Origin of the sequence: Tenacibaculum sp. MEBiC06402 (genome assembly GCF_049239625.1) — a bacterium.
Classification (GTDB): domain Bacteria; phylum Bacteroidota; class Bacteroidia; order Flavobacteriales; family Flavobacteriaceae; genus Polaribacter.
The window spans coordinates 215,157-238,177 of the sequence record NZ_JBMKKT010000095.1 but is presented as its reverse complement, the minus strand read 5'-3'; the positions used below and the strand labels follow the sequence as shown (position 1 = coordinate 238,177).

Annotated in this window: 21 protein-coding genes and 1 tRNA gene; 15 read left to right on the top strand and 7 right to left on the bottom strand. The window is 31.2% G+C overall.

What is annotated here, in order from left to right:
* Positions 1 to 13: 13 nt before the first annotated feature.
* Positions 14 to 87, top strand: a tRNA-Asp gene (locus ACOSP6_RS09490).
* A gap of 71 nt (positions 88 to 158) precedes the next feature.
* On the opposite strand, the gene ACOSP6_RS09485 is transcribed toward ACOSP6_RS09490, so the two are convergent.
* From ACOSP6_RS09485 to rpsU, 3 genes are all read right to left on the bottom strand, one after another.
* Positions 159 to 1,055, bottom strand: a complete 897-nt coding sequence (locus ACOSP6_RS09485) for a mechanosensitive ion channel family protein (protein WP_422095277.1) — start codon at positions 1,053 to 1,055, stop codon at positions 159 to 161.
* A 97-nt stretch (positions 1,056 to 1,152) separates the two neighbouring features.
* Positions 1,153 to 1,704 carry a hypothetical protein gene (locus ACOSP6_RS09480; RefSeq protein ID WP_422095276.1) on the bottom strand — a complete coding sequence of 184 codons (552 nt, stop codon included), beginning with the start codon at positions 1,702 to 1,704 and terminating at the stop codon, positions 1,153 to 1,155.
* An 81-nt stretch (positions 1,705 to 1,785) separates the two neighbouring features.
* Positions 1,786 to 1,980, bottom strand: coding sequence for a 30S ribosomal protein S21 (gene rpsU / locus ACOSP6_RS09475; RefSeq protein WP_422095275.1), 195 nt, complete (start codon positions 1,978 to 1,980; stop codon positions 1,786 to 1,788).
* 496 nt (positions 1,981 to 2,476) lie between these two features.
* On the opposite strand from rpsU, the gene ACOSP6_RS09470 reads away from it, so the two are divergent.
* Positions 2,477 to 3,109, top strand: a complete 633-nt coding sequence (locus tag ACOSP6_RS09470; RefSeq protein ID WP_422095274.1) for an SOS response-associated peptidase family protein — start codon at positions 2,477 to 2,479, stop codon at positions 3,107 to 3,109.
* On the top strand, positions 3,109 to 4,527 hold the full coding sequence (cls, locus tag ACOSP6_RS09465) for a cardiolipin synthase (RefSeq protein ID WP_422095273.1): 1,419 nt from the start codon (positions 3,109 to 3,111) through the stop codon (positions 4,525 to 4,527). Before ACOSP6_RS09470 ends, cls begins: the two co-directional genes overlap by 1 nt.
* Here the strand turns inward: cls and ACOSP6_RS09460 are convergent.
* Entirely contained in the window at positions 4,519 to 5,316 is a 798-nt protein-coding gene (locus tag ACOSP6_RS09460; protein WP_422095272.1) for a patatin-like phospholipase family protein, read from the bottom strand. The genes cls and ACOSP6_RS09460 overlap by 9 nt on opposite strands.
* Positions 5,317 to 5,503: 187 nt before the next feature.
* On the opposite strand from ACOSP6_RS09460, the gene ACOSP6_RS09455 reads away from it, so the two are divergent.
* From ACOSP6_RS09455 to ACOSP6_RS09430, 6 genes are all read left to right on the top strand, one after another.
* Entirely contained in the window at positions 5,504 to 5,977 is a 474-nt protein-coding gene (locus ACOSP6_RS09455; protein WP_422095271.1) for a hypothetical protein, read from the top strand.
* A 76-nt stretch (positions 5,978 to 6,053) separates the two neighbouring features.
* A complete protein-coding gene (locus tag ACOSP6_RS09450) occupies positions 6,054 to 6,518 on the top strand; it encodes a ferritin-like domain-containing protein (protein WP_422095270.1) in 465 nt (154 codons plus the stop codon).
* Between the two features lie 361 nt (positions 6,519 to 6,879).
* Entirely contained in the window at positions 6,880 to 7,704 is an 825-nt protein-coding gene (locus tag ACOSP6_RS09445; protein WP_422095269.1) for a prephenate dehydratase, read from the top strand.
* Positions 7,701 to 8,855: a pyridoxal phosphate-dependent aminotransferase gene (locus ACOSP6_RS09440; RefSeq protein ID WP_422095268.1), complete on the top strand. Its 1,155-nt coding sequence runs from the start codon at positions 7,701 to 7,703 to the stop codon at positions 8,853 to 8,855. Before ACOSP6_RS09445 ends, ACOSP6_RS09440 begins: the two co-directional genes overlap by 4 nt.
* A 1-nt stretch (position 8,856) precedes the next feature.
* Positions 8,857 to 9,720, top strand: coding sequence for a prephenate dehydrogenase (locus ACOSP6_RS09435; RefSeq protein WP_422095267.1), 864 nt, complete (start codon positions 8,857 to 8,859; stop codon positions 9,718 to 9,720).
* Between the two features lie 11 nt (positions 9,721 to 9,731).
* Positions 9,732 to 10,814, top strand: coding sequence for a chorismate mutase (locus ACOSP6_RS09430; RefSeq protein ID WP_422095266.1), 1,083 nt, complete (start codon positions 9,732 to 9,734; stop codon positions 10,812 to 10,814).
* A 54-nt stretch (positions 10,815 to 10,868) separates the two neighbouring features.
* Here the strand turns inward: ACOSP6_RS09430 and ACOSP6_RS09425 are convergent, their stop codons facing one another.
* Entirely contained in the window at positions 10,869 to 11,519 is a 651-nt protein-coding gene (locus tag ACOSP6_RS09425) for a hypothetical protein (protein WP_422095265.1), read from the bottom strand.
* 59 nt (positions 11,520 to 11,578) lie between these two features.
* Here ACOSP6_RS09425 and ACOSP6_RS09420 point away from each other — a divergent pair, with 59 nt between their 5' ends.
* From ACOSP6_RS09420 to ACOSP6_RS09405, 4 genes are all read left to right on the top strand, one after another.
* Entirely contained in the window at positions 11,579 to 12,331 is a 753-nt protein-coding gene (locus tag ACOSP6_RS09420) for a DUF5995 family protein (protein WP_422095264.1), read from the top strand.
* A 41-nt stretch (positions 12,332 to 12,372) separates the two neighbouring features.
* Complete coding sequence (gene rsgA, locus ACOSP6_RS09415; protein WP_422095263.1) at positions 12,373 to 13,323, top strand: ribosome small subunit-dependent GTPase A; 951 nt, start codon at positions 12,373 to 12,375, stop codon at positions 13,321 to 13,323.
* Positions 13,324 to 13,329: 6 nt separating this feature from the next.
* A complete protein-coding gene (dtd, locus tag ACOSP6_RS09410) occupies positions 13,330 to 13,782 on the top strand; it encodes a D-aminoacyl-tRNA deacylase (RefSeq protein ID WP_422095262.1) in 453 nt (150 codons plus the stop codon).
* A 67-nt stretch (positions 13,783 to 13,849) separates the two neighbouring features.
* On the top strand, positions 13,850 to 14,494 hold the full coding sequence (locus ACOSP6_RS09405; RefSeq protein ID WP_422095261.1) for a YceI family protein: 645 nt from the start codon (positions 13,850 to 13,852) through the stop codon (positions 14,492 to 14,494).
* Between the two features lie 35 nt (positions 14,495 to 14,529).
* Here ACOSP6_RS09405 and lipB read toward each other — a convergent pair whose 3' ends face one another.
* On the bottom strand, positions 14,530 to 15,243 hold the full coding sequence (gene lipB / locus ACOSP6_RS09400; protein WP_422095260.1) for a lipoyl(octanoyl) transferase LipB: 714 nt from the start codon (positions 15,241 to 15,243) through the stop codon (positions 14,530 to 14,532).
* A 358-nt stretch (positions 15,244 to 15,601) separates the two neighbouring features.
* Here lipB and ACOSP6_RS09395 point away from each other — a divergent pair, with 358 nt between their 5' ends.
* Positions 15,602 to 17,818 (top strand): reprolysin-like metallopeptidase, encoded by a 2,217-nt coding sequence (locus ACOSP6_RS09395; protein ID WP_422095259.1) that lies wholly within the window; start codon positions 15,602 to 15,604, stop codon positions 17,816 to 17,818.
* A 163-nt stretch (positions 17,819 to 17,981) separates the two neighbouring features.
* A complete protein-coding gene (locus tag ACOSP6_RS09390) occupies positions 17,982 to 20,198 on the top strand; it encodes a reprolysin-like metallopeptidase (protein WP_422095258.1) in 2,217 nt (738 codons plus the stop codon).
* A gap of 83 nt (positions 20,199 to 20,281) precedes the next feature.
* Here the strand turns inward: ACOSP6_RS09390 and ACOSP6_RS09385 are convergent, their stop codons facing one another.
* The gene (locus ACOSP6_RS09385) at positions 20,282 to 23,008 is read right to left on the bottom strand and encodes a carboxypeptidase-like regulatory domain-containing protein (RefSeq protein WP_422095257.1); all 2,727 of its coding nucleotides are present in this window, start codon (positions 23,006 to 23,008) and stop codon (positions 20,282 to 20,284) included.
* Positions 23,009 to 23,021 lie beyond the last annotated feature (13 nt).

The window sequence follows — 23,021 nt, the reverse complement described above, 5'->3', positions numbered from 1 at the left end:
GCAATAACGCAACGGTCTGGTAGTTCAGCTGGTTAGAATACATGCCTGTCACGCATGGGGTCGCGGGTTCGAGTCCCGTCCAGACCGCGAAAAGCTCTCAAAAATTTTGAGAGCTTTTTTTATTGTCTAAATATTGTTTTTCCGACGTATTACATCCTTTACTTTTCATTATTGGTAATTGTTATTGGAAGGCTTTCCTGAGAACCATAAAGCTTAATTTCCTTAATATCCGCCGGCATATTAAATCCATTTTTAATTATTACGTTTTTCACATTCTTAATCACTTCACTTTTTGTTTCTAAAGCGCCTCGTTTATATTCTTTAGTTTTAGTCCAAAAAATCACTTTTAGATTTACAGTACTAACTCCTAATTCATCTACCGTAACAAAACTTTGATGTTCTTCTGTATTAATTACTCCCATTGTTTTAATTACTGCTTCTAGAATAACATTCTTTGCGATATCAATATCATCATCATAATCGATACCTACCAAAAAATCATTTCTATAAAAACCATCTTCTGTGTAATTATAAACTGCTTTTTTTATAATATCACTGTTAGGTATATAAACATCTCTTCCATCAAACGTTTTTAATTTGGTATATCTAAACTCTAAAGCCTTTACTTTACCAAAAATAGTATCGATTTTTACCGTGTCATTAATTCCAAAAGGGCGTTTAAATGATAAAATAACTCCTGAAATAAAATTCTCTCCAATATCTTTAAAAGCAAAACCGATAATTACTGTTGATGCTCCAAGAGCTGTTAACAGTCCTGTAGCAACACCTCCTAACCCTACTACTTTCATAGCAAACATAATTACCATTATTAACAAACCTAACTTTATCGTTCTGCTTAAAAAGTTAACCATTAATGGATCTTCTGTTTTGTTTGAAATAGTTCTTTTAAAGAAATTAGTAATTACTCTGGTTAGCATAAGCCCAGCTGCAATGATTACAATTCCTAAAATGATCTGTGGTACTTGATCTATAAAGTGATTCCAATTTTCGGTAAATGATTTTTTTATTTTTTCTAATGTTGGTTCAAAATCCATGTTTTATTGCGACTAAATGTTTAATTATTTCAATTTAAAAATGAGCAAAAAAAAGACAGTTAAAAACTGTCTTTTGGGTAATTAATCTTTTCGAAAATTACATTTTAAAACTTTCGAAAATAGCATATTCCGTATCTCCTTTAGCTTTATCATAATATTCTAATACAAAATCATTCTTGCTATTAAAATATCCTACACCGTTAAAATCCTTACCTGAAACAATATAAAATCTATTATTTCTTGATTTATACGCTTTAGCGGAATTATAGTTGCTATTATTTGTTTTATATGAAATCAATAAGTTGTTTTTATCTACTTGAAAACTATACTTTTTTCCTTTCAACTTGTAGTATTTCATACGTGTTGTTTTGTCATAAAACGGATCCATATCATTATCAATCATAATTACTTTCTCCACCGATATTGGTGATGCAATCCTATCTTGGTTTAATTGATGCTTCTGCTTTGGATCAAACTTGTTTTTTTGAACTTTTCTTGTGATTACTTTTACTTTTGTACTATAAAGCTCCCCGTCTTCGTTAACCTCAGGGTTTTCCGCTATTTCAGTTGTTTCTACAACATCTGATTTTTGTGCATGGGTAAAACTAATTATACTTATTAAAAAGGTGGTTAAAATTATTTTTTTCATTACTCTAAATTTAAATTACAAGTAAATTTTTTAAGAAGATGCTTACTCTATAACATCTTTAGTCTTTTATACGTTTAGCGATTAACTGTTTTCTTTTCTTAAATATTCTTCTCGATATTGCGCTTTTTGTAACTGTTCCCTTCTTTCTACTGAAGGTTTTTTATATTCTTTTCGTTCTCGGACTTGCTTTAATATCTGAGTTTTGCTAAATTTTCTTCTATATCTTTTTATAGCCCTATCTATATTTTCATCTTCTTTAACTAATATTCTTAACATAATATTTGATTTTTGGGTTCGATACAAAAGTACCATCACATTACAGTAGATCTTGGTTCATTTCGTAGATTCCTTTGCTCATTTCATAATTTACTCTAGTTTAAAGCGGTTTTTAATGAAATATCTTTATTAAAAACCGTTTTTCTCAATAAAAAAATCATTCAACTTATTAAAAGAAGGATTAACAGCACCCATGTTAAAGCAGTTTATTTCAATGTATCATTGAACATATAGTTTTAAGGAAATGAGCAAAGGAATCTACGAAATGAACTAAACTCAAGAAAACTGTATTCTTAATTTTGTTATGAACTTTTAAAACAGAATACAATGAGGAAAGAACATGAAAATTTTAAGTTTATTAAACATGACTTAAAGAAGAAAAACAAAAATTACATATTTCAAAATAACAAGATAACACGTTTAGGTTTTTACATAGTCCTAACTTGTTTGTTTCTTGGAGTTTCAATGATTGTTGCATTTACAATATCTTAAAATTGTGAAATATAAATTATCAAACATAGCGAGTAAAACAACAATAACTCAAGAATTACGACTTAGTTTGAAATACCCAGCTTTATACAAGCCAAGATTAAAAATTGATGGCAACAAAGAACAAACTTTATCAATTGTTACCATAGATAACCCCAACGTAATTATTCCTGGAATCTGGGGGATTTTACCACACAATTATTCCGGAAGTTGGAAAAATTTTCAAAAGCTAAAAACAACACTTCATGTATCTACAGAAGAGTTATTCACAAATGCATTATATCAACAAGCGTTAATTCATCGTAGATGCTTGATTATTGTTACCGGATTTTACATGCATTATTTAAATGATTCAAAGGTTAAAAACTTTTTAGTAGAGAAAAAACCAATCAAACCTTTTTATCTAGCAGGTATTTATAATGTTTTGGCAGATGGTTTTATTACCTGTTCAGTGATTAACACTAAAGCAAATAAAAAGTTAGCATCCAAAAATAATTTGTATGAATACATGCCTTTAGTACTTCCTAAACTTTTGAAAAATCATTGGTTAAGTAAAGAGAGTACTCTTGAAGATATAAAACAAATTTTATCTAAACCTTATTCGTTTAAATTAGCTGTTAACAAAATAGCTTCAAAATAATGATGATAGTAATTCTTTTATATGTTTTAAGCGCATTATGGGGTATCTATAACGTTTTGCTATACGGATCGAGACCCTCTCGATCTATAGGATGGCTATTAGTTATCATTGGTTTTCCTTTTATTGGAATCTTCCTTTTTATAGTTTTCGGAATCAACCGAAAAGAGTATAAATTTTACAACCTCAATTTCAATGCTAAAAGAAGATTATACGATTTAAACCACAAGAGTCAAGAAATTGAGAGTTTTACTCATAATTTCAATTCTAAAAAACACGATGAAATATCTCAGCTTTTAAGAAAAAGCTCAGGGTTTCCAACCGTAAGAAGCAATAGAATTGAGCTGTTACATAATGGAGAAGTTACATTTGACAAATTATTTGATGCTTTCTCAAAAGCAGAAAAATTTATTCATATTCAATATTATATCATAGAAAATGGTGAATTACTTGATAAACTTTTAAACTTATTCACAGAAAAAATTAAATCAGGTGTTGAAATTAGAATTCTATATGATGCCTTGGGCAGTTATAAATGGAAAAATAAATCTACCAGAAAATTAATCAATTTAGGCGCAAAAGTATTTCCCATCTTACCTTTAAAACTAAACACGATATTATCTACCTTAAACTACAGGAATCATCGTAAAATAGCTGTTATCGATGGAACTATAGCATTTACTGGTGGTGTAAATATTTCAGACAAGTATATCGAATCTAAATCGGAATTAGGAAAGTGGGATGATACGCATTTAAAAATTGAAGGACCTTTAGTAGATCATATTCATAGAGTTTTTACCAAGGATTATTATTTCGCAAGCGGAAAGCAATTATTAGATGACAAATATCTACCTATACAAGAAGAAAAAGGCACTACTAAAGCACAAGTTATTGTTGGTGGACCTGACCTAAATTATCATTCGATTTTACATCAATACACCGCAATGATTCTCAGTGCCGAAAAAAGTATTTTAATTGAAAACCCTTATTTTATTCCAAATCAAACTCTTTTGGAAGCACTAAAAATTGCGGCCTTAAGAGGTGTTAGTATTTCAATAATGGTTCCTGAAAATAACGATAGTAAGATTGCTAAATATAGTATGTATAGTAATTTTGAATCTTTACTAGGGGTTGGAATTCAAATTAGAATTTTAAAAAATCAATTCTCCCATAGTAAACTTATTGTGATTGATGAAGAAATTGCTTCAGTTGGTTCTGGAAATTTCGATTACAGAAGCTTTGAACACAACTATGAAATCAATACTTTGATTTTTGATAACAAATTAGCAAAAGAATTGGCAGGTAGTTTTAACGAAAAAAAAGTTAAATGTAAGATACTTAAACATGAAACCTTTAAAAATCGATCTACACTTCAAAAACTGTTAGAAGGTTGTGCAAAAATTTTAAGCCCATTATTGTAATCTTTCTTTTAAATACTCTTTCGATTTAATGTAAATCTGAGAAACCTGTTTCTTATCGAAACCACTAAACTCTTCCAAAGGAAAACAAACCGTAGCAAAAGTATCGAAAAACTTATACTCTTCCGACGCTAAAGACAAAAGTTTAAAAGAGTGTTCTAAAACTCGTAATGTAGAATTTAATTCTTTATTTTTTTTAGAAGACGGATACACAACATAACTTCCAACTACAGGATATTCTGATTCTTTAAAAGGTGTTAAAGGAAAATTATCTAATACGCCGCCATCAGAATATAATTCACGATTAATTTTTATTGGATTAAATAAACCAGGAATAGCACACGAAGCTAATACCGGTTTTTTTAAATCTCCTTCACTAAAATAATTTGTAACGCCCTTATTTAAATTTGTTGTTGAAATATATAAAGGAAATAAAAGTTCTTCAAAAGTATCCTTAATTCTACCATCTAGAAGCTTAGCATAATTTTCCGAATTAAAAATCCCCGCTTTTGCAAAAGTTATCCATGAATACTGAAATATGTCAGTGATTTTGAAAAATTCGAGCATCTCTTTTACAGAAGCTCCTGAAGCATACATAGCACCAACCAATGAACCCGCACTACATGCAGAAATTGCATTAATTTTAATGTTTCTTTTTTCTAATGCTTCAATTAAAGCGATATGTGCAACACCTTTCATACCTCCTCCACTTAAAACCAAATTTACAGGTACATTATTATCTAGTTTATCCAACTTATGTATTGAACATGTAAAAGCTTCTTTGGTAATCATTATAGCAAAAATTAATATTAAGTTCTACTCAAATTTAACAACAATTTAGTTCTTAAACAGTTTCTCTTAAGAAAATATTCTACTTCAAATTATGATTATTCGATATGAGCAAACATCTCTATTAAATGAATTAATTAAGACTGTATTTCCTATGTAATTTTGAATTGAACATAAAAACAAACAAATCATGAAATATTTAAGGATAGTTCTTACCAGTACAATTTTTCTACTATCATCTCTTCTATATAGTCAAAGTATATCTAAAAATGCTCTTGGTGTTAGAGTTGGTGATAATGATGGATTTGGAGGTGAAATTTCTTACCAGCGTTTCTTAAAAAACAATAATCGTCTAGAATTCGATTTAGGTTTTAGAAACGCTAATAATGTAAATGCTTTTAAATTAGTTGGATTGTACCAATGGGTCTTTGATTTAGAAAATCGTTTTCATTGGTATGTAGGCGCAGGTGCTGGTATAGGTTCTTATGAAACACCTGTAAATAGCGGAGCTTTTGCTTTAGTAGCAGGAAACTTAGGTATTGGGTATAATTTAAAAATACCTTTATTAATCTCCTTAGATATAAGACCAGAACTCGGTTTTAATGATGAGTTTAGCGATGATCTAGACTTAGATATCGCATTAGGTATTAGATATCAATTCTAATACGTTCTTTCATAGATGTTAATCGATGCGCATCTCAAAATGAAATAGTATCGAATAATTTAAAAATGAATAAGATATGCAAACTTACACAACGCAAGTAGCGAACAAATTAAATAGTTTATTAGAAAAAAATTATGATGCTGAAAAAGGATATAAAACAGCAGCCAAAAATTCAAAAAGTCATACGTTAACAAGTTTTTTCGAAAGAAAATCTAATGAACGTGAGCGTTTTGGACAGGTACTAAGAAATGAAATTAAGTCGTTTGGAGAAGTTCCAAATGAAGAAGGTAGTATGAAAGGTACCGCACATAGAACATGGATGAATATCAAAGCCTTTTTGACTCCAGAGAATGATGAGGCAATGCTAGAAGAAGCACTACGAGGAGAACAAGCAACAATTGATGAATACAATGAGGTGATAACATCACAAATCGAACTTCCACAGAGTACCGATAGGATTTTAAAAAATCAAAGAGATGAAATCCTAAAAGATGCTTTAAACATCAAACGTTTAGATGATTTACAAAAACATGTATCATAGTTCCCCCAATTATATCCGTCAAAAAAATTCTTTTTGACAATGAAAAAAAGCTTCCATTAACTTGGAAGCTTTTCTTTGTTTTATAATTAACAAGACCAACACATTTGTTAAATAAATGGCTCACGAAATCGATACCGTAAAAAAATCGAAAAAAAAATTTGGTTAACTGAAATTAATTTTCAAGATTTGTTACCAACAAAATAACAACGAATAAGTTATGCTACAAAACGTATGGCAAGGTTTCTATTTTTACTTTTACTTTTACAGTAAGAGGAGAGACTTTGTGTTATGTGTTTAGGTAGCTAATTAACAATATAAATATAAAGTCTCGATTATATCGAGGCTTTTTTTTTGATCTAAAATGAAGAAAATAGCCATTCAAGGAATAGAAGGAAGCAACCACCATATTGTTGCAACTCAATTTTTCGATAACAACATTTCATTAAAAGAATGTTTGTCGTTTGATGTGCTTGTTGATAGTCTTGTTAATAATGAATCAGACCAGGCAATAATGGCCATTGAAAACACAATTGCAGGTTCTATTATTCCGAATTACGCTTTAATTGACAAGAATAACCTTCACATTTCTGGAGAATATTACCTACCAATTCATCATCATTTAATGGCTTTGCCAAATCAGGACATCTCTGAGATAAAAGAAGTTTGTTCGCACCCAATGGCATTATTACAGTGTAAAGAATTCTTCAAGCAACATAAACACATAAAATTGGTAGAGGATGTTGATACAGCAGAGATTGCAAAACGAATTTCTGAGAAAAAATTATCAGGCGTTGCTGCAATTGCACCTAAAATCGCTGCTGATATTTTCGAGCTTGAAGTGTTAGAAGATGAAATTCAAACGATAAAAAATAATGCTACTCGCTTTGTTATACTTCAAACTTCTCAACCAGAAAACGGAATAGATTCGATAAATAAGGCATCATTAAAATTTGAATTAGATCACAAAAGAGGAAGTTTAGCTACTATTTTAAATGTAATGAGCGATTGCAAATTGAATCTTACCAAAATTCAGTCGTTACCAAAAATCGAAACACCTTGGAAATATGCCTTTTTCGTAGACGTAACTTTTGATGCATATGAAGATTACAAAAAGGCTAAAGCTATTATAGAAATTATGGCTACAGATTTTAAAATATTAGGAGAATACAAAAACGGAAGATCATGATAGAATTTGCAAACCGTTTACAAACCGTTGAAGAATACTACTTCTCAAAAAAGTTAAGAGAAGTTAGAGGATTAGTTGCTGAGGGAAAACCAATCATAAATATGGGAATTGGCAGTCCAGATTTAGCTCCACCAACTGAAGTAATTACAGCAATTACTGAATGTATGACTGAAGCTGGAGCTCATAAATACCAAAGTTACCAAGGAATTCCTGAGTTTAGAGCAGCTGTGAGTTCTTTTTACAAATCGAACTACAATATTTCTCTTGATGCTAATACCGAAATACTTCCTTTAATGGGTAGTAAGGAAGGAATTATGCATATTTCATTAGCCATTTTAAATGAAGGCGACAGTGTTCTAATTCCTAATCCGGGTTACCCAACATACAGTTCAGTTACGAAACTTGTAGGTGCAAATCCAATATATTATGATTTAGTAGAAGAGCACAACTACCAACCAAATTTTGAAGCTTTAGAGCGAGAAGATTTAAGTAAAGTAAAACTAATGTGGATTAATTACCCACATATGCCAACAGGAACAAATGCTTCTGAAAATACGTTCAAAAATATTATTGAGTTTACTAAAAAGCATAACATTGTTGTTGTAAACGACAATCCGTATAGTTTTATATTAACTGACAAACCTACGAGTATTTTGCAAGTTGAAGGAGCTAAAGAGATAGCCTTAGAATTAAACTCTCTGAGTAAATCTTTCAACATGGCAGGTTGGAGAGTTGGAATGTTATCTGGAAAACAGGAGTTCTTAAATGAAATCTTAAAAGTAAAAACTCAGATGGATTCTGGAATGTTTTACGGAATTCAAAAAGGAGCTATTGCCGCTTTACAACTTTCTAAAGAATGGTTTAGAAGCATTAACTCAATTTACGAGACCAGAAGAGCACTAATTCATGAACTTGTAGAAAAATTAGGCCTTACTTGTAAAAAAGATGGTGCTGGAATGTTTGTTTGGACAAAAATTCCGTCTAACCAAAAATCAGAAGATTTTATTGACAACCTGCTTCACAAGTACAATTTATTTGTTGCACCTGGAAGTATTTTCGGAAGTCAAGGTGAAGGATATATACGTTTTTCTTTATGCGTAAAAGAAGAAGATATAAAAACAGCAATTCAAAGGATCGATAATTTAGTGTAGTATGAATGTATTTATAGTTGGTGTAGGTTTAATTGGCGGAAGTTTAGCGCTAGATATTCGAAAAGAATTTGACAATGCTATCATTTATGGAATAGACAGAAATGAAGATCATTTAGCAGAAGCTTTGTCTTTAGAGATCATTGACAAAAAAGCTACAAATGAAGATTTAGCAATAGCTGATATCGTAATTGTATCAATTCCTGTAGATGTTTCATTACATGTTATCCCTGAGGTATTAAATCACATTCCAGACAACTGTCTAGTTTTAGATGTTGGTTCAACAAAAGAATTAGTTTGTGATTCTATAGCTGACCATCCAAAAAGAAGAAATTTCTTAGCAACACATCCTATTGCAGGAACAGAATTTTCAGGTCCGCAAGCAGCGTTAACAGATTTATACCGAGGAAAAACCAATATCATATGCGAAGTGGAAAAAACTGCTTTCAAACTACAAGAAAAAGCTTTAGAAATTTTCTCAAAATTAGGAATGCGTATACGATACATGGATCCTAAATCTCATGATAAACATATTGCTTACGTATCACATTTATCGCACATCAGCTCTTTCATGTTAGGTAAAACGGTTATTGAAAAAGAGAAAAACGAACGTGATATTTTCGATATGGCAGGTAGTGGATTTGCTTCTACTGTGCGTTTAGCAAAAAGTTCACCAGCCATGTGGACACCAATATTTGAACAGAATAAAAATAATGTTATCGAAACCCTAGATGAATACATTCAAAATTTACAAAACTTTAAAACACTATTAGAACAAGATAATTTTTCAGAGATCTACTCTGAAATGGAAAACACCAATCATATTAAACAAATTTTAAACGGAATTCAAGAAGTAAAGCTTCCTTAAAAAGACAAAAAATGGAAAATACCAAAAAATTAAGAACGTGGTTAGATGATTTCAAACTAAGTCATCCATTAGTAATTGCAGGACCTTGTAGTGCAGAAACAGAAGAGCAAGTATTAAAAATTGCTCATGAATTGAAAGATACTGATGCAACAGTATTAAGAGCGGGAATTTGGAAACCAAGAACAAGACCTGGAAATTTTGAAGGTGTTGGTGCACTTGGATTAAAATGGTTACAAAGAGCCAAGAAAGAAACTGGAATGTTAACTTCTACAGAAGTTGCCAATAAAGATCATGTGAAGTTAGCTTTAGAGCACGACATTGATATTTTATGGATTGGAGCAAGAACAACGGTAAGTCCATTTATTGTTCAAGAAATTGCAGATGCTTTAGAAGGAACTGATAAGATTGTTTTAGTTAAAAACCCTGTAAATCCAGATTTAGCTTTATGGTTAGGTGCTATTGAGCGTTTATACTCAGCAAACATCAAAAAGTTAGGTGTTATTCACAGAGGGTTTTCAACGTATGAAAAAACAAGATATAGAAATAACCCAAACTGGCAAATTCCTATTGAATTGCAGAATCGTTTCCCAGACTTACCATTAATCTGTGATCCTTCTCATATCGCTGGACGTAGAGATATTATTTTCGATATTTGTCAGACTGCTTTAGACTTAAACTTTGACGGTTTAATGGTAGAAACTCACTACGATCCTGATAATGCTTGGAGTGATGCGAAACAACAAATTACTCCTGAAACATTAATCCAGATGATGGTGGATTTAAAAATCAGAAAAGAAACGGATACAGAGGCAGATTATAGCAATGCTTTAAATACACTAAGAACTCAAATTGATGTAGTAGATCATCAATTAATTGAAATGTTAGGAAAACGTATGAAAATTTCTGACCAAATTGGTTCTTTAAAGAAAGACAAGAACGTTGCAATTCTTCAAACAAAACGTTGGAACGAAATTCTAGGCAAAATGATTCTAGAAGGAGAAGAAAATAATTTAAGTGAAGAGTTTGTGCTTAGAATATTTAAAGCAATTCACCAGGAAAGTATTAATCATCAGAAAAAAATTATTAATTCATAAAAAAAGGAGAGGCTTAAAAGCCTCTCCTTTTTTTATGAATTATTATAAGAATTATTATTTTTTCTTAGTGTAAGACAACCTTCTTGAAGCCTTTCTCATTAATTTATTTATTAAATCATCCGGACTACTTCCTAAGCTTCCTCTAACTTTTTTATTGTAGTTCCATAACAAAACCCCATCTTTTGCATTATGCACAGACATGTTAACTGTAGCTGCATTAGTTGTTCCCCAGAAACCAATTAATAAACCTAGAGCAACTGAGGCTCCCTCTGACATAGGTTTATTAGTTTTGTAGTCTCCAGATATAATAGCATCAACACCTAAAATTTGAGCTAACTCTTCAGGTGTAAAGTCAATAAGATTCTCTTGTGTAATCCCTTTTTTTCTCAATAAAGCTGTTGTTCTATTCGGGTCTTGAACCTCAATAGTTTTTAATTTTCCTCTTTTCTTTCTCTTTAAAAACCAAGAATACATTGCTGTTTGAATACTTTTACCTTCTGCTAGCTCTAGCTTGTGTAGGTCTTCCGTAGTCATTTTTTCCATTTGTTTTTTTCTCAACTCCACCTGAGCTCTGAAAGGTAAAATGGCTATTTTTTTATGATCCTTGGCTATTTCATCAAAATCAGGATTTTCATACAAACTAGTTTGAGAATAAGCCGAAAAAACAGTAATTGTAAAAACAATAAGAGTAAAAATTTTTTTCATAGAAATTTAAATTTATATTTCGGTAAAAGTAAAAGAAAATTAGTACAACTTGAAAAAAAATGATTAAAATCCATACAATTGATGATGTTATCACTGTACTTCAAGACATTATCGAAACTTCAGTAATAGAAAAAAGCCCATTAGGTTATTTTGCTGCTTTATATCAAAAAGTAACCATTAAAGTAAAAGAAGGAATTCAAGACAACTTTTTTGAAGATGGTCCACGAATGGAAAAGCTAGACATTATTTTTGCTAAAAGATACATTGATGCTTATTACAGCTACAAGGAAAATAAATTGGTTACCGAATCATGGGAAAAAGCTTTTTCATTATCAAAAAATTTCTGGCCAATTGTATTGCAGCACCTGTTAATTGGTATGAACGCACACATTAATTTAGATTTAGGAATTGCTGCTGCTCAAGTTTCACAAGGACAACCTATTGAAAATTTAAAAGGTGATTTTGATAAAATAAACTCGGTTTTATCTTCTTTGATTTTAGATGTTGAAAATGATTTAGCAACTATTTGGCCTTTCCTGAGAAAAATCTTGAAATACACACGCGATGTAGATAATTTTTTAGTTGATTTTAGTATGGAGATTGCGCGAAATGGCGCATGGGATTTTGCAGTTAAACTTGCCAATACACCATCATCAGAATTGAACAATGCAATTAAACAAAGAGATTTAAGTGTAGCAAAAACAGCATCTTTAATTAGTGAACCTGGAATAATTGCAGATATTATTTTCGGCATTATTCGATTAGGAGAAAGAGGAAGTGTTCCAGAGAAAATTAAAGATTTAATGAGTTAATCTTATCAAAGAGATTCAATTTTTATTCTCATCTTTGTTATATGACAGGTACCGTTTATAAATCTACAGGAAGTTGGTATTGGGTAAAAACTGAAAAAGGTGAGTTTTTAAAATGCAGAATTAAAGGAAAATTCCGAATAAAAGGCATCAAGAGTACCAATCCTATTGCAGTTGGGGATCATGTGAAATTTGATATCGATACTAAAAGTGATGAAGAAACTGGAATTATCACCGAAATTTTTGACCGTAAAAATTTCATCGTTCGTAAATCGGTAAATCTTTCCAAACAAACACACATCATTGCATCGAATATCGACCAAGTATTTTTGCTGGTTACAATAGACAACCCACCAACATTCACCACATTTATTGATCGTTTTTTAATAACAGCCGAGGCTTATTCAATAGAGGTTATTCTTGTTTTTAATAAAATCGACACTTACGAAATTGAGCAAAAAGCTGAGATTTTATACCTAAAAGACATTTACGAACCTATTGGATATAAATGCATAGAAGCTTCTGCTACAGATGGAACTAATGTTGATAAAATCAAGGAAATGATGGAAGGAAAAGTGAGTATGTTTTCTGGTCATTCAGGAGTTGGAAAGACAACTTTATTGAACTGTATCGAGCCAACATTAGATTTAAAAACAAAAGAAATATCTGAGCAACATAAGCAGGGTCAGCACACAACTACTTTTGCAGAAATGTTTGATTTAAGTTTTAATGCTCAAATTATTGACACACCGGGAATAAAAGGTTTCGGTGTTGTTGATATGGAAAAAGACGAATTAGGAGATTATTTTCCTGAGTTTTTCGCCTTAAAACAAGATTGTAAATTCAACAATTGTATTCATATTAACGAACCTCATTGTGCCGTGAAGGAAGCATTAGAAAACGAAGAAATTTCTTGGTCCCGATACAAAAGTTATCTGCAAATTATAGAAGGAGAAGAAGAAAACTACAGAACCGATATTTTATCAGGAAAATAAAGTTAAATGAAAGCGGTAATACAAAGAGTTACTAAAGCAAGCGTAACTATTGAAGGTGAAAAAGTAGCATCTATAGATTCTGGTTTGTTAATTTTATTGGGAATTGTAAATGATGATACTCAAGAAGACATAGAATGGTTATCCAAGAAAATTGCAAACCTTAGAATTTTCAATGATGAAAATAATGTGATGAATAAATCACTAATTGATGTTAATGGTGATGCAATAATTGTAAGTCAATTCACGTTACATGCATCGACCAAAAAAGGGAATAGACCAAGTTATATTCAAGCTGCAAAACCTGACATTGCCATTCCTTTATACGAGAAATTTATTACTGATTTTGAGAATGTTACTCAAAAAAAAGCACAAACAGGTCAATTTGGAGCAGATATGAAGGTAGAATTATTAAATGATGGTCCAGTAACTATAATAATCGACACAAAAGACAAAAAATAGTTTTCATAAGTGACAGATATTAAATATATTTGCCATGGAAAATAAATTAAAATTAATCCATAAAAAAATGAAAAAACTAATTTTATCATTAGCAGTTATTGCTATAGCATTAACTTCTTGTAAAAGCGAGAAAAAAGTTGAAACTAAAGAAGAGGTAAAAGTTGAGGAAAAAGTAACTGATCCAGTTAACTCATACAACGTAAACGTAGCAGAATCTACTGTTACTTGGAAAGGAGATAAAAAGATTGGTGATGCTCATAACGGGACAATCAGTTTAGAGAAAGGATTATTCGACGTTGAAAACGGACTTGTAAAAGCTGGTGAATTTGTAATCGATATGAAAACTATTACAAATTTAGATTTAGAAGCTGGTAAGGGTAAAGAAAAATTAGAAGGACACTTAAAGAACCAAGATTTCTTCGATGTTGAAAAATTTCCAACTGCTAAATTTGTGGTTGCAAGCTCAGAAGTTAAAGATGGAAAATTACACATCACCGGTAATTTAACTATTAAAGAAGTTACTAAAAGTATTACAATTCCAACTACACTAACTGAAAACGGAAATGACATTACTTTAAAAAGTGATACTTTTAATGTTGATAGAACTGATTTTGGAGTAGTATACGGATCAGGAAAATTTACTGATAAATTGAAAGATAAGGCTATTAACGATTTAATCGCATTTTCTTTTGATTTAAAAGCAAGAAAATAATTAGAATATTGATTATTTATATAAAAAAAGCGAGCCTATAGGCTCGCTTTTTTTATGAATTCATTTACTTCAAAAAGTTCTTTGAAGTACTTTAGAATTTTCTCTTTTACCTCCTCTAAATCTAACTTTCTACCTAATTCAACTTCTAAAGATGTAACAGTCTTTCCTTTAATTCCACATGGAATAATATGATCGAAGTATCCTAAATCGGCATTTACATTCAAGGCAAAACCATGCATGGTAACCCAACGACTTGTGCGAATTCCCATAGCACAAATTTTTCTAGCAAACGGAGTTCCAACATCCAACCAAACACCAGTTTCACCTTCACTTCTTTCACCTTCCAAACCATACTCAGCAATTACTTTGATAATTACTTCTTCTAAAAAACGAAGATATTTATGAATATCTGTAAAGAAATTTTCTAAATCTAAAATTGGATACCCCACTATTTGTCCTGGTCCGTGATAGGTAATATCTCCTCCTCTATTAATTTTATAAAAAGAAATTCCTTTATTCTCTAGTTGTTTTTCATTTAGTAAAAGATTACCCATATCTCCACTTTTACCAAGTGTATACACATGAGGGTGCTCAACAAATAAAAAATAATTATCCGTTAATAAATCTAACTCTTCCCTTCTATTCTTAATTTTTGTATCAATGATACCTTGAAGTAATTCAGCTTGATAATCCCAAGTTTCCTTGAAATCTTTTTGCAACAGCTCAATTAAATAAATATTTTTATTCATTTCCAGTCATTCAGTTAACCTCCATTAATTACTAAAAAAATCAACAAACCTTCAAATATTATTAGCAAAACCAAAATAAGTACGCTTATTTAAGTTGATTTGATTTTTCAAAACTAATAGAGTTCAAAGTTCGTTGAAAAAAATGGATTTAAAAACTTTCTATTTTAAGAATAAATCATGGAGATAAGAAAAAAGTTAGACAAATCATTATATATACTCTGATTTTAACATTTAAACTACATTTTTTTATGAATAATTCTGTAAATCAAGTATTTTATTAATATTTTTGTCGACCCTTACGAATTTTGTTTTCATAACAATAAATTTTAAAAAACAAATTTAATTAAAATTAATCCCGATGAAAAAAATTACACTGGTATTAGCCCTGTCATGTGTGGTATTCGTAAACGCACAAAGTTTGTGGAAGAAAATAGATTTACAAAACACTTCTTTTAGGAGTGAAAAAACCTTCAGAAAATCCCAACCAACAGAATTCTCTATATTTAGTTTAAATCTAGAAAGTTTTAAGAATCAGCTTACTTCCCAAAGTAAAGGATTCAAAAAGATAATTGAACTTCCTGGACATGACGGAAAAATAAAGGAATTTGTTTTTAAGGAAAATTCAAACTTCACAGAACCTCTTAATCCGAAATATGGTTTTATTAAAACATATACCATTCATGGTGTTAAGGATAAAAATGAATCTGGTAAAGTATCCATTGGAACTGATGGTGTTCATATAGTTTTAAATTCTCCTGAGAGAGGGACTTTTTACGTTGATCCATACACAAAGGACAACAAGAATTACATTGCCTACAACCGCAATAGTTTTGAAAGTAATGATACTGATTTTGTATGTTTTGTAAAAGAAAATGTATCGAGACAAGAAACAAAACTTTCCCAACAAAAAAATGCGAATGACGGCAATTTAAGAACTTATAGACTTGCATTAGCTTGTACAGGTGAGTATTCAACATACCATATAGAAAACCAAGGTATTTCTGGAGGAACTATAACTGAAAAAGAAGCTGCTGTTTTATCAGCAATGAATACTACATTAACTAGAATTAATCAAATTTTTGAAAAAGAACTAGCCGTAAAATTGAATATGGTAATCTCTGGAGGGAGAAATCGTATGTTATTTTTAAATGCAAATACTGATGGTTATTCAGGAGGAGATGATATCGATCTGATGATCAATGAAAATATTACTCGAACAAATGGTTTATTAGGGCCAACCAATTATGATATTGGACATTTATTCCATAAGAGCAGTTCTGTCTCTGGTTTAGCATATGTATCTGCTGTGTGTCAAAGTTTTAAAGCAGGAGGAGTTACTAGTTCGGCTAACCCAATAGGAGATCAATTTGATATTCACATCTCGAGTCATGAATTAGGACATCAATTTGGGGCTAATCATACACAGAATAATGGTTGTAATCGAAATAATGAAACGGGTATTGAGCCTGGGAGTGGTTCCACAATTATGAGTTATGCAGGTATTTGCCCACCTAATGTTCAATCTATTGCTGATGATTATTTTCACGCAGTAAGTATCAACGAAATGTGGACGAATATTCAAGGTACTTTTTGCGGAGTTACTACTGCAACGGGAAATACAGCTCCAATTGCCGATGCAGGACCCGATTATAATGTACCAACAAATACACCACTTATCTTGAATGGAAAGGGTGAAGATGTAGACGTAACAGATAATTTAAGCTACAATTGGGAACAGATAGATAATGGAATCGGGTTTATGCCTCCTACTTCAAACGGTAAAGGTCCCTTGTTTAGATCAATCCCGCCAAGTGCGTCAAGTCAGCGTTTTTTACCTGATTTAGAGAATGTTTTAAGTGGATCCAACTCAAACCTTTGGGAGGTATTACCTTCAGAAGAAAGAGATGTTAATTTTGCTTTTACTGTCAGAGATAATCACCCTGGAGGTGGTTCTAGTGCCAGAGATGACATGAAAATTACTTTTGTAAACTCTATAGGATTCCGACTGACCTCATTTGAAAATGCAATTAATGTTGATGGCGGAACTTTACAAAACATAACTTGGGATGTTGCAACGACAGACCAAACACCTATTAGTTGTCAAAATGTAAGAATTAAATTATCAACAGATGGGGGGTTAACTTTCCCAATTGTGTTAGAAGATAGCACACCTAATGATGGAATCCACGAAGTTTTAATTCCAAATATACCTACAGCCCAAGCAAGAATTAAGATTGAAGGTATAAGCAATATTTTTTACAACATAAATAATTCTAATTTTAGAATTGTAAATAATCCAACAGCATCTGTAGAAAATTTTGAATTCTCTAATTTTAATTTATACCCTAATCCTTCCAATGGTAACTTTAAAATTACTTTTGAAGTTATTAATACGGAAAGTGTAAAAATTAAATTATTTGATCTTCGTGGAAGATTAGTAGGAATTAAAGAATTTAGTAATACATCAAATACGTTTTCTCAAGAGCTTTCATTTAATTATGTTAATGCTGGATTATATTTACTCGAAGTATCAAATGGTAACAAAAAAACTGTAAAAAAAATAATCAAAAAGTAATTTTTTAAATTTTGAACATAAGAAGACGAACCTAGAAGGGTTCGTTTTTTTTAGAAAAATACTCTAAACCAGTAATTTTATTACTACTTTTATATTCCCTTACATAATATTGTTGCTACACAAAGCAATAAGTTTAAACTAATGTTAATTAAAAACAATCCCAATGAAAAGAGTTACACTTGTAGCGTTGATTTTTTGCGCAACAATAACCATGGCTCAAAGTTCATGGAAAAAAATAGATTCCGAGAACTTTGCATTTCGTGGTGAAAAAGTATTTAGAAAAACACAACCAAAAAAATTCTCTGTTTATAATTTAGATTTAGAAAGCTTCAAAAGTGAACTTACCTCCCAATCAAAAGGTATTAGTAAAATAATTTCTTTGCCAGGTTATAATGGTAAATTGAATGATTATACAGTAATTGAGACTTCTAATTTTACTGAACCTATTCATCCAAAATTTGGCTTTATCAAATCATATTCAGTTCAAGGTATTTCTGATAGAAGTGAAAACGGAAAAATTACAGTTGGAAGTGACGGCGTTCATATTACAATTCATTCTGGAAATCATCCTACCGTATATGTAGATCCTTATTCAAAGGATAAAACAACCTATATTAGTTATAACAGAGCTAATATTGAAAAAAACGATGATGATTTCACTTGTTATGTAAAAGAAACTGTAAAGGCTCAAAAAACAGAAATTAATACAGCCCAAAAAACAGCAGATGATGGCTTTTTACGAACTTACAGATTGGCTTTAATTTGTACAGGTGAATATGCACAATACCATATTAACCAACAAGGAGTTGGTGGTGGTACTGAAACAGCTCAAAGAGCAGCAGTCTTATCTGCAATGAACACAACTATGGCTCGTGTAAATGGTTTATTCGAGAGAGATTTATCCGTTAGAATGAATATTATTTTACAAAGTGGAGACAACCCACTTATTTTTTTGGATCCTGACACGGATAACTTAACGAATGATAGCGCTGGTTCTTTACTTACAGAAAGTCAATCTACATGCGATGCCGTAATTGGAAACGCTAATTACGATATTGGGCACGCTTTCAGTACTGGAGCAGGTGGATTAGCTGGTTTGGGTGTAGTTTGTTTTGCTCAGAAGGGGCGCGGTGTTACGGGAACTTCAGATCCAATAGGTGACCCTTATAATGTTGATTATGTCGCTCATGAAATAGGGCATCAATTCGGTGCACCACATACTTTTAATAATTCATGTGATGGTAATAGATCAGCCTCTTCTGCTGTTGAACCTGGAAGTGGTTCTACCATCATGGCTTACGCTGGAATTTGTGAACCTAATGTTCAGAATAATAGTGATGATCATTTTCATTCTGTAAGTATTACTAGTATGTGGAATCATATTCAAGGAACATTCTGTGGTACTACAACCGCTACTGGAAACAATGCTCCTGTTGCTAATGCCGGTGCTGACTTTAGCGTACCTAGAGGCACACCATTAATTTTAAGGGGTAATGCTACCGATGCAGATGGCACAAATAGTCTAACATATAATTGGGAACAAATAGATACTGAAATAGCAACTATGCCTCCTACAAATGGTAATACTGGCGGTCCTCAATTTAGATCCTTTTCTTCTAGTTCATCTCCTGATAGATATTTACCTAAAATAGAAACTGTAGCGGGCGGATCAACCTTTTCCACATGGGAGGTTATTCCTCAAGTTGCCAGGGAAATGAATTTTTCTTTAGTAGTCCGAGATAATAATGCCGGTGGAGGAGCAGCTGATAGAGATGATATGAAAGTTACAGTTACTAGTGCAAATCCTTTTACAGTTTCAAATCCAAGTAATACAAACTGGACTGGAGAAACTTCTCAAACTATTACTTGGGATAGATCAACAACTCATCAAGCACCTATTAATTGTCAGAACGTTCGTATTAAATTATCTACGGATGGAGGACTAACATTTCCTACAACTTTGATAGAAAGCACTCCTAATGACGGTTCACAATCTGTAACAATTCCTAATATTCCTACAACAACAGCCAGAATTATGGTTGAAGCTGCGGATAATATTTTTTATAATATGAACTCCGTTAATTTTAATATTATTGACAATCCAACCGCCTCAGTTGATGATTTTGACTTCAACAACTTTAGTGTTTATCCAAATCCTTCAAATGGAAATTTCAATATTACTTTTGAGGTTATAAATACTGAAAGTGTAGATATCAAATTATTTGATATTAGAGGTAGAATGATTGAGCAAAAAGAATTTAACAATACTCAGAGCACTTTCTCTGAAGAATTGAATTTTGACGGAATAACTACTGGGTTGTACTTATTACAAGTTCAAAACGGAGATAAACGAACTACGAGAAAATTAATTATAAAATAATCTGGAAAATAATTAGATTTTCTATAAAATAAAAACGGCAAGCTTTAGTAATTAGCTCGCCGTTTTTTGATTAATCCCGAAAACTATAAATTATACGTAATATTAAATGTTACAAATCGTGGCTGTACAATATATACAGATGAACTATTGAAAATAACATTAGAATCATCTTGGTTTAATGATTTCGTATTTAATAAGTTCGTAGCTTTAATTTTGTATTCCCATTTACTATCTCCTTTTTGATACGTTAAGTCTGCATCCCAAAAACTATAATCATTTAATGTACGTGATTGATTTCTGAAGTTATTATAAGTATAACTTGTATTAAAAACTAAATCATCTGTAATAAAAGCATCAAAATTGATGAATGGACTGTGAGTTGTAAAGGTATTTATAACTCCACCTTGATCATATTTATTAATACTTACATTATATCCAACATCGAAGTTTGGAAACTCTCTAAAATTCGAGCTAAACCTAGTTCTATAAGCCTGTGTAAATGAATTTGACTCTCTATTTTCATTCTGACCAGTTTGTCCAGAAAAGAAAAGGTTATTCGAAACAGAATACGCCATATTCCCTCCTAAAGTTACTTTAAACTTTCTATAGCTTTTTTGGAAGTTTGCGTTTGCAGAAATTGTTTCGTCTGGGAAAACTGAATTAATAGAACTAGAAACCTGATCTACTCCATTAAAAACCGTAGCTCCTTTTACTGCATCAATCAACTTACTATAATTAACACTAGCAAATACATTAGTGTAATTAAACATATTAAAACTAAAATAGCTTAAGTTTACATTATGAGACAATGAGCTTTCTAACTCTCTATTTCCACTATACAAGCGGTTATAATTGTTAAATACGAATCCCTCAGCGACTCTATTAATATCAGTAAAACTAACTTGCTGACTATAGTTTAATCGTAAACTTTCTGATTTCTTTAAAGCCACTTTAATAGAAGCATCTGGAAGTAACTTTGTAAAACTATTGTCAAAAACGCTTCCTAATTGTGTGTTTATAGCTGCATACTTATGCGCTGTAAACCCTTGATTGAAGGTAAAAATTCCTGTGATAAATTTATAATGTAATCCAGCATAATAATCATCAAAAGTATATTCAACATCATTAATTGCATCAGGATTATTGATATTGTTCTGATCTCCATTATCTAATACTTGGAAAACATCCGAATTGAATTGTTGATTACTTAATGTTGTTCCTAAAGTTACGTTTAAATTACTTTTAGAATTGATTACGTAGAAGTAATCTAACTTAGCATCTAACTTGTTTGTCTTAACTCTTTTATTCTGTGAAACATCAAATAAAGACTGATTTGTTAACCCTAATTGATTGAAAAACGATAATTGTGATAATTGCGCATTGTAAAACGGATCTTCATTCTGCCATAAATGCTGACCTTCAAAAGCGAAAATATTATTATCATTTAACGTATAGTAATAATTCAAATTCTGATTAATAGAATATGGATTCTGACTTGTTAATTGATTAATTGGAACAGATGTAAAAGTTCCATCGATTGTAGTTCGATTAGAAGTTAATAACTGTGTTTCTTTTTGATCTGAAATCTTAGCAAACACATCATAATCAAACTGATTATCAGCATTCGCTTTATAACTTGAACTTAATTTAATTAAACCTAAATCACTCTGTTGATTTGTCATACTTTGAGTAGTTTCTGTCTCAATTGATTGTGGATCATTCATGTTTGGATTCAAGTAATTTCTAACCGTATTTTCCTCTAAATCTGTATCTGAACCAGAATAGATTGCAAATCCACTTAAATCCCAATTTTGCTTTGGTGAATAGCTAAAGTTTAAAGCACCAAAACGAGATTCGATTTCTTTTGCTCTGTTATTCCTTAAGGTTAAGAAACCAATATCTGAGGAAGCGACATTAAAACCTGTTCCTTGTCCTCCACCTCCACGGAAACCTCCAGTGAATTTAAAATAATCACGACGCGTAAAAGGAACTTCACCAATATTATTGAAATCAGTTATCAGATTTAAACTATATTTTGGACTGTAATAGAATAGTTTCGGATGAACGATATATCGAGTATCTTCTCTTGCCATCCCAATTCCTGCAGAAACTTCTCCGAACCAGAAATTCTTTTTCCCTTCTTTTAGCTTTAAATTGATAACGATATTATCTTCATTATCGGTTACACTACTCATTTGACGAACTTCACTATGATTCTTTAATACCTGAACCTTGTCAATTGCGTTTGCAGGAATATTCTTTGTCGCTAATTTAGAATCACCATCAAAGAAATCTTTTCCTTCGACCATTACTTTACTCACTGTTTTTCCTTCAACCTGAATTTCTCCTTCATCATTTACTTCAACACCAGGTAATTTCTTTAAAACATCACCAAGTTTTTTTTCGGTTCCGCTTTTAAAAGAATCTGCATTATAAACAATCGTATCACCTTTTACCGTAACAGGCATTTTAGATACAATTTCAACTTCGTCAAGTGTATCATCGAGCGTTAATACAATATCCTTTATAATGTCTAATTCTTTTGTAGATATTTGAATTTCTCCCGATTTCATACCTACATAACTAGCTTTAATTGTATAGGTTGAATTTTTCTGTAAATTCAATTTATAATTACCAAAAGAATCGGTAAATCCGTAGGAATCAATTTTTTTAGTTTGCTGATTTATAGCAATCATATTGGCCATTTCCAATGCGTTACCACTGTCATCTTTCACTACTCCCGACAGTTTAATTTGGGCACTAGTATGGCTAGCGATCAAAATGATCGCCAAAAGTAATATTTGTTTCATTATTAAAATTTTG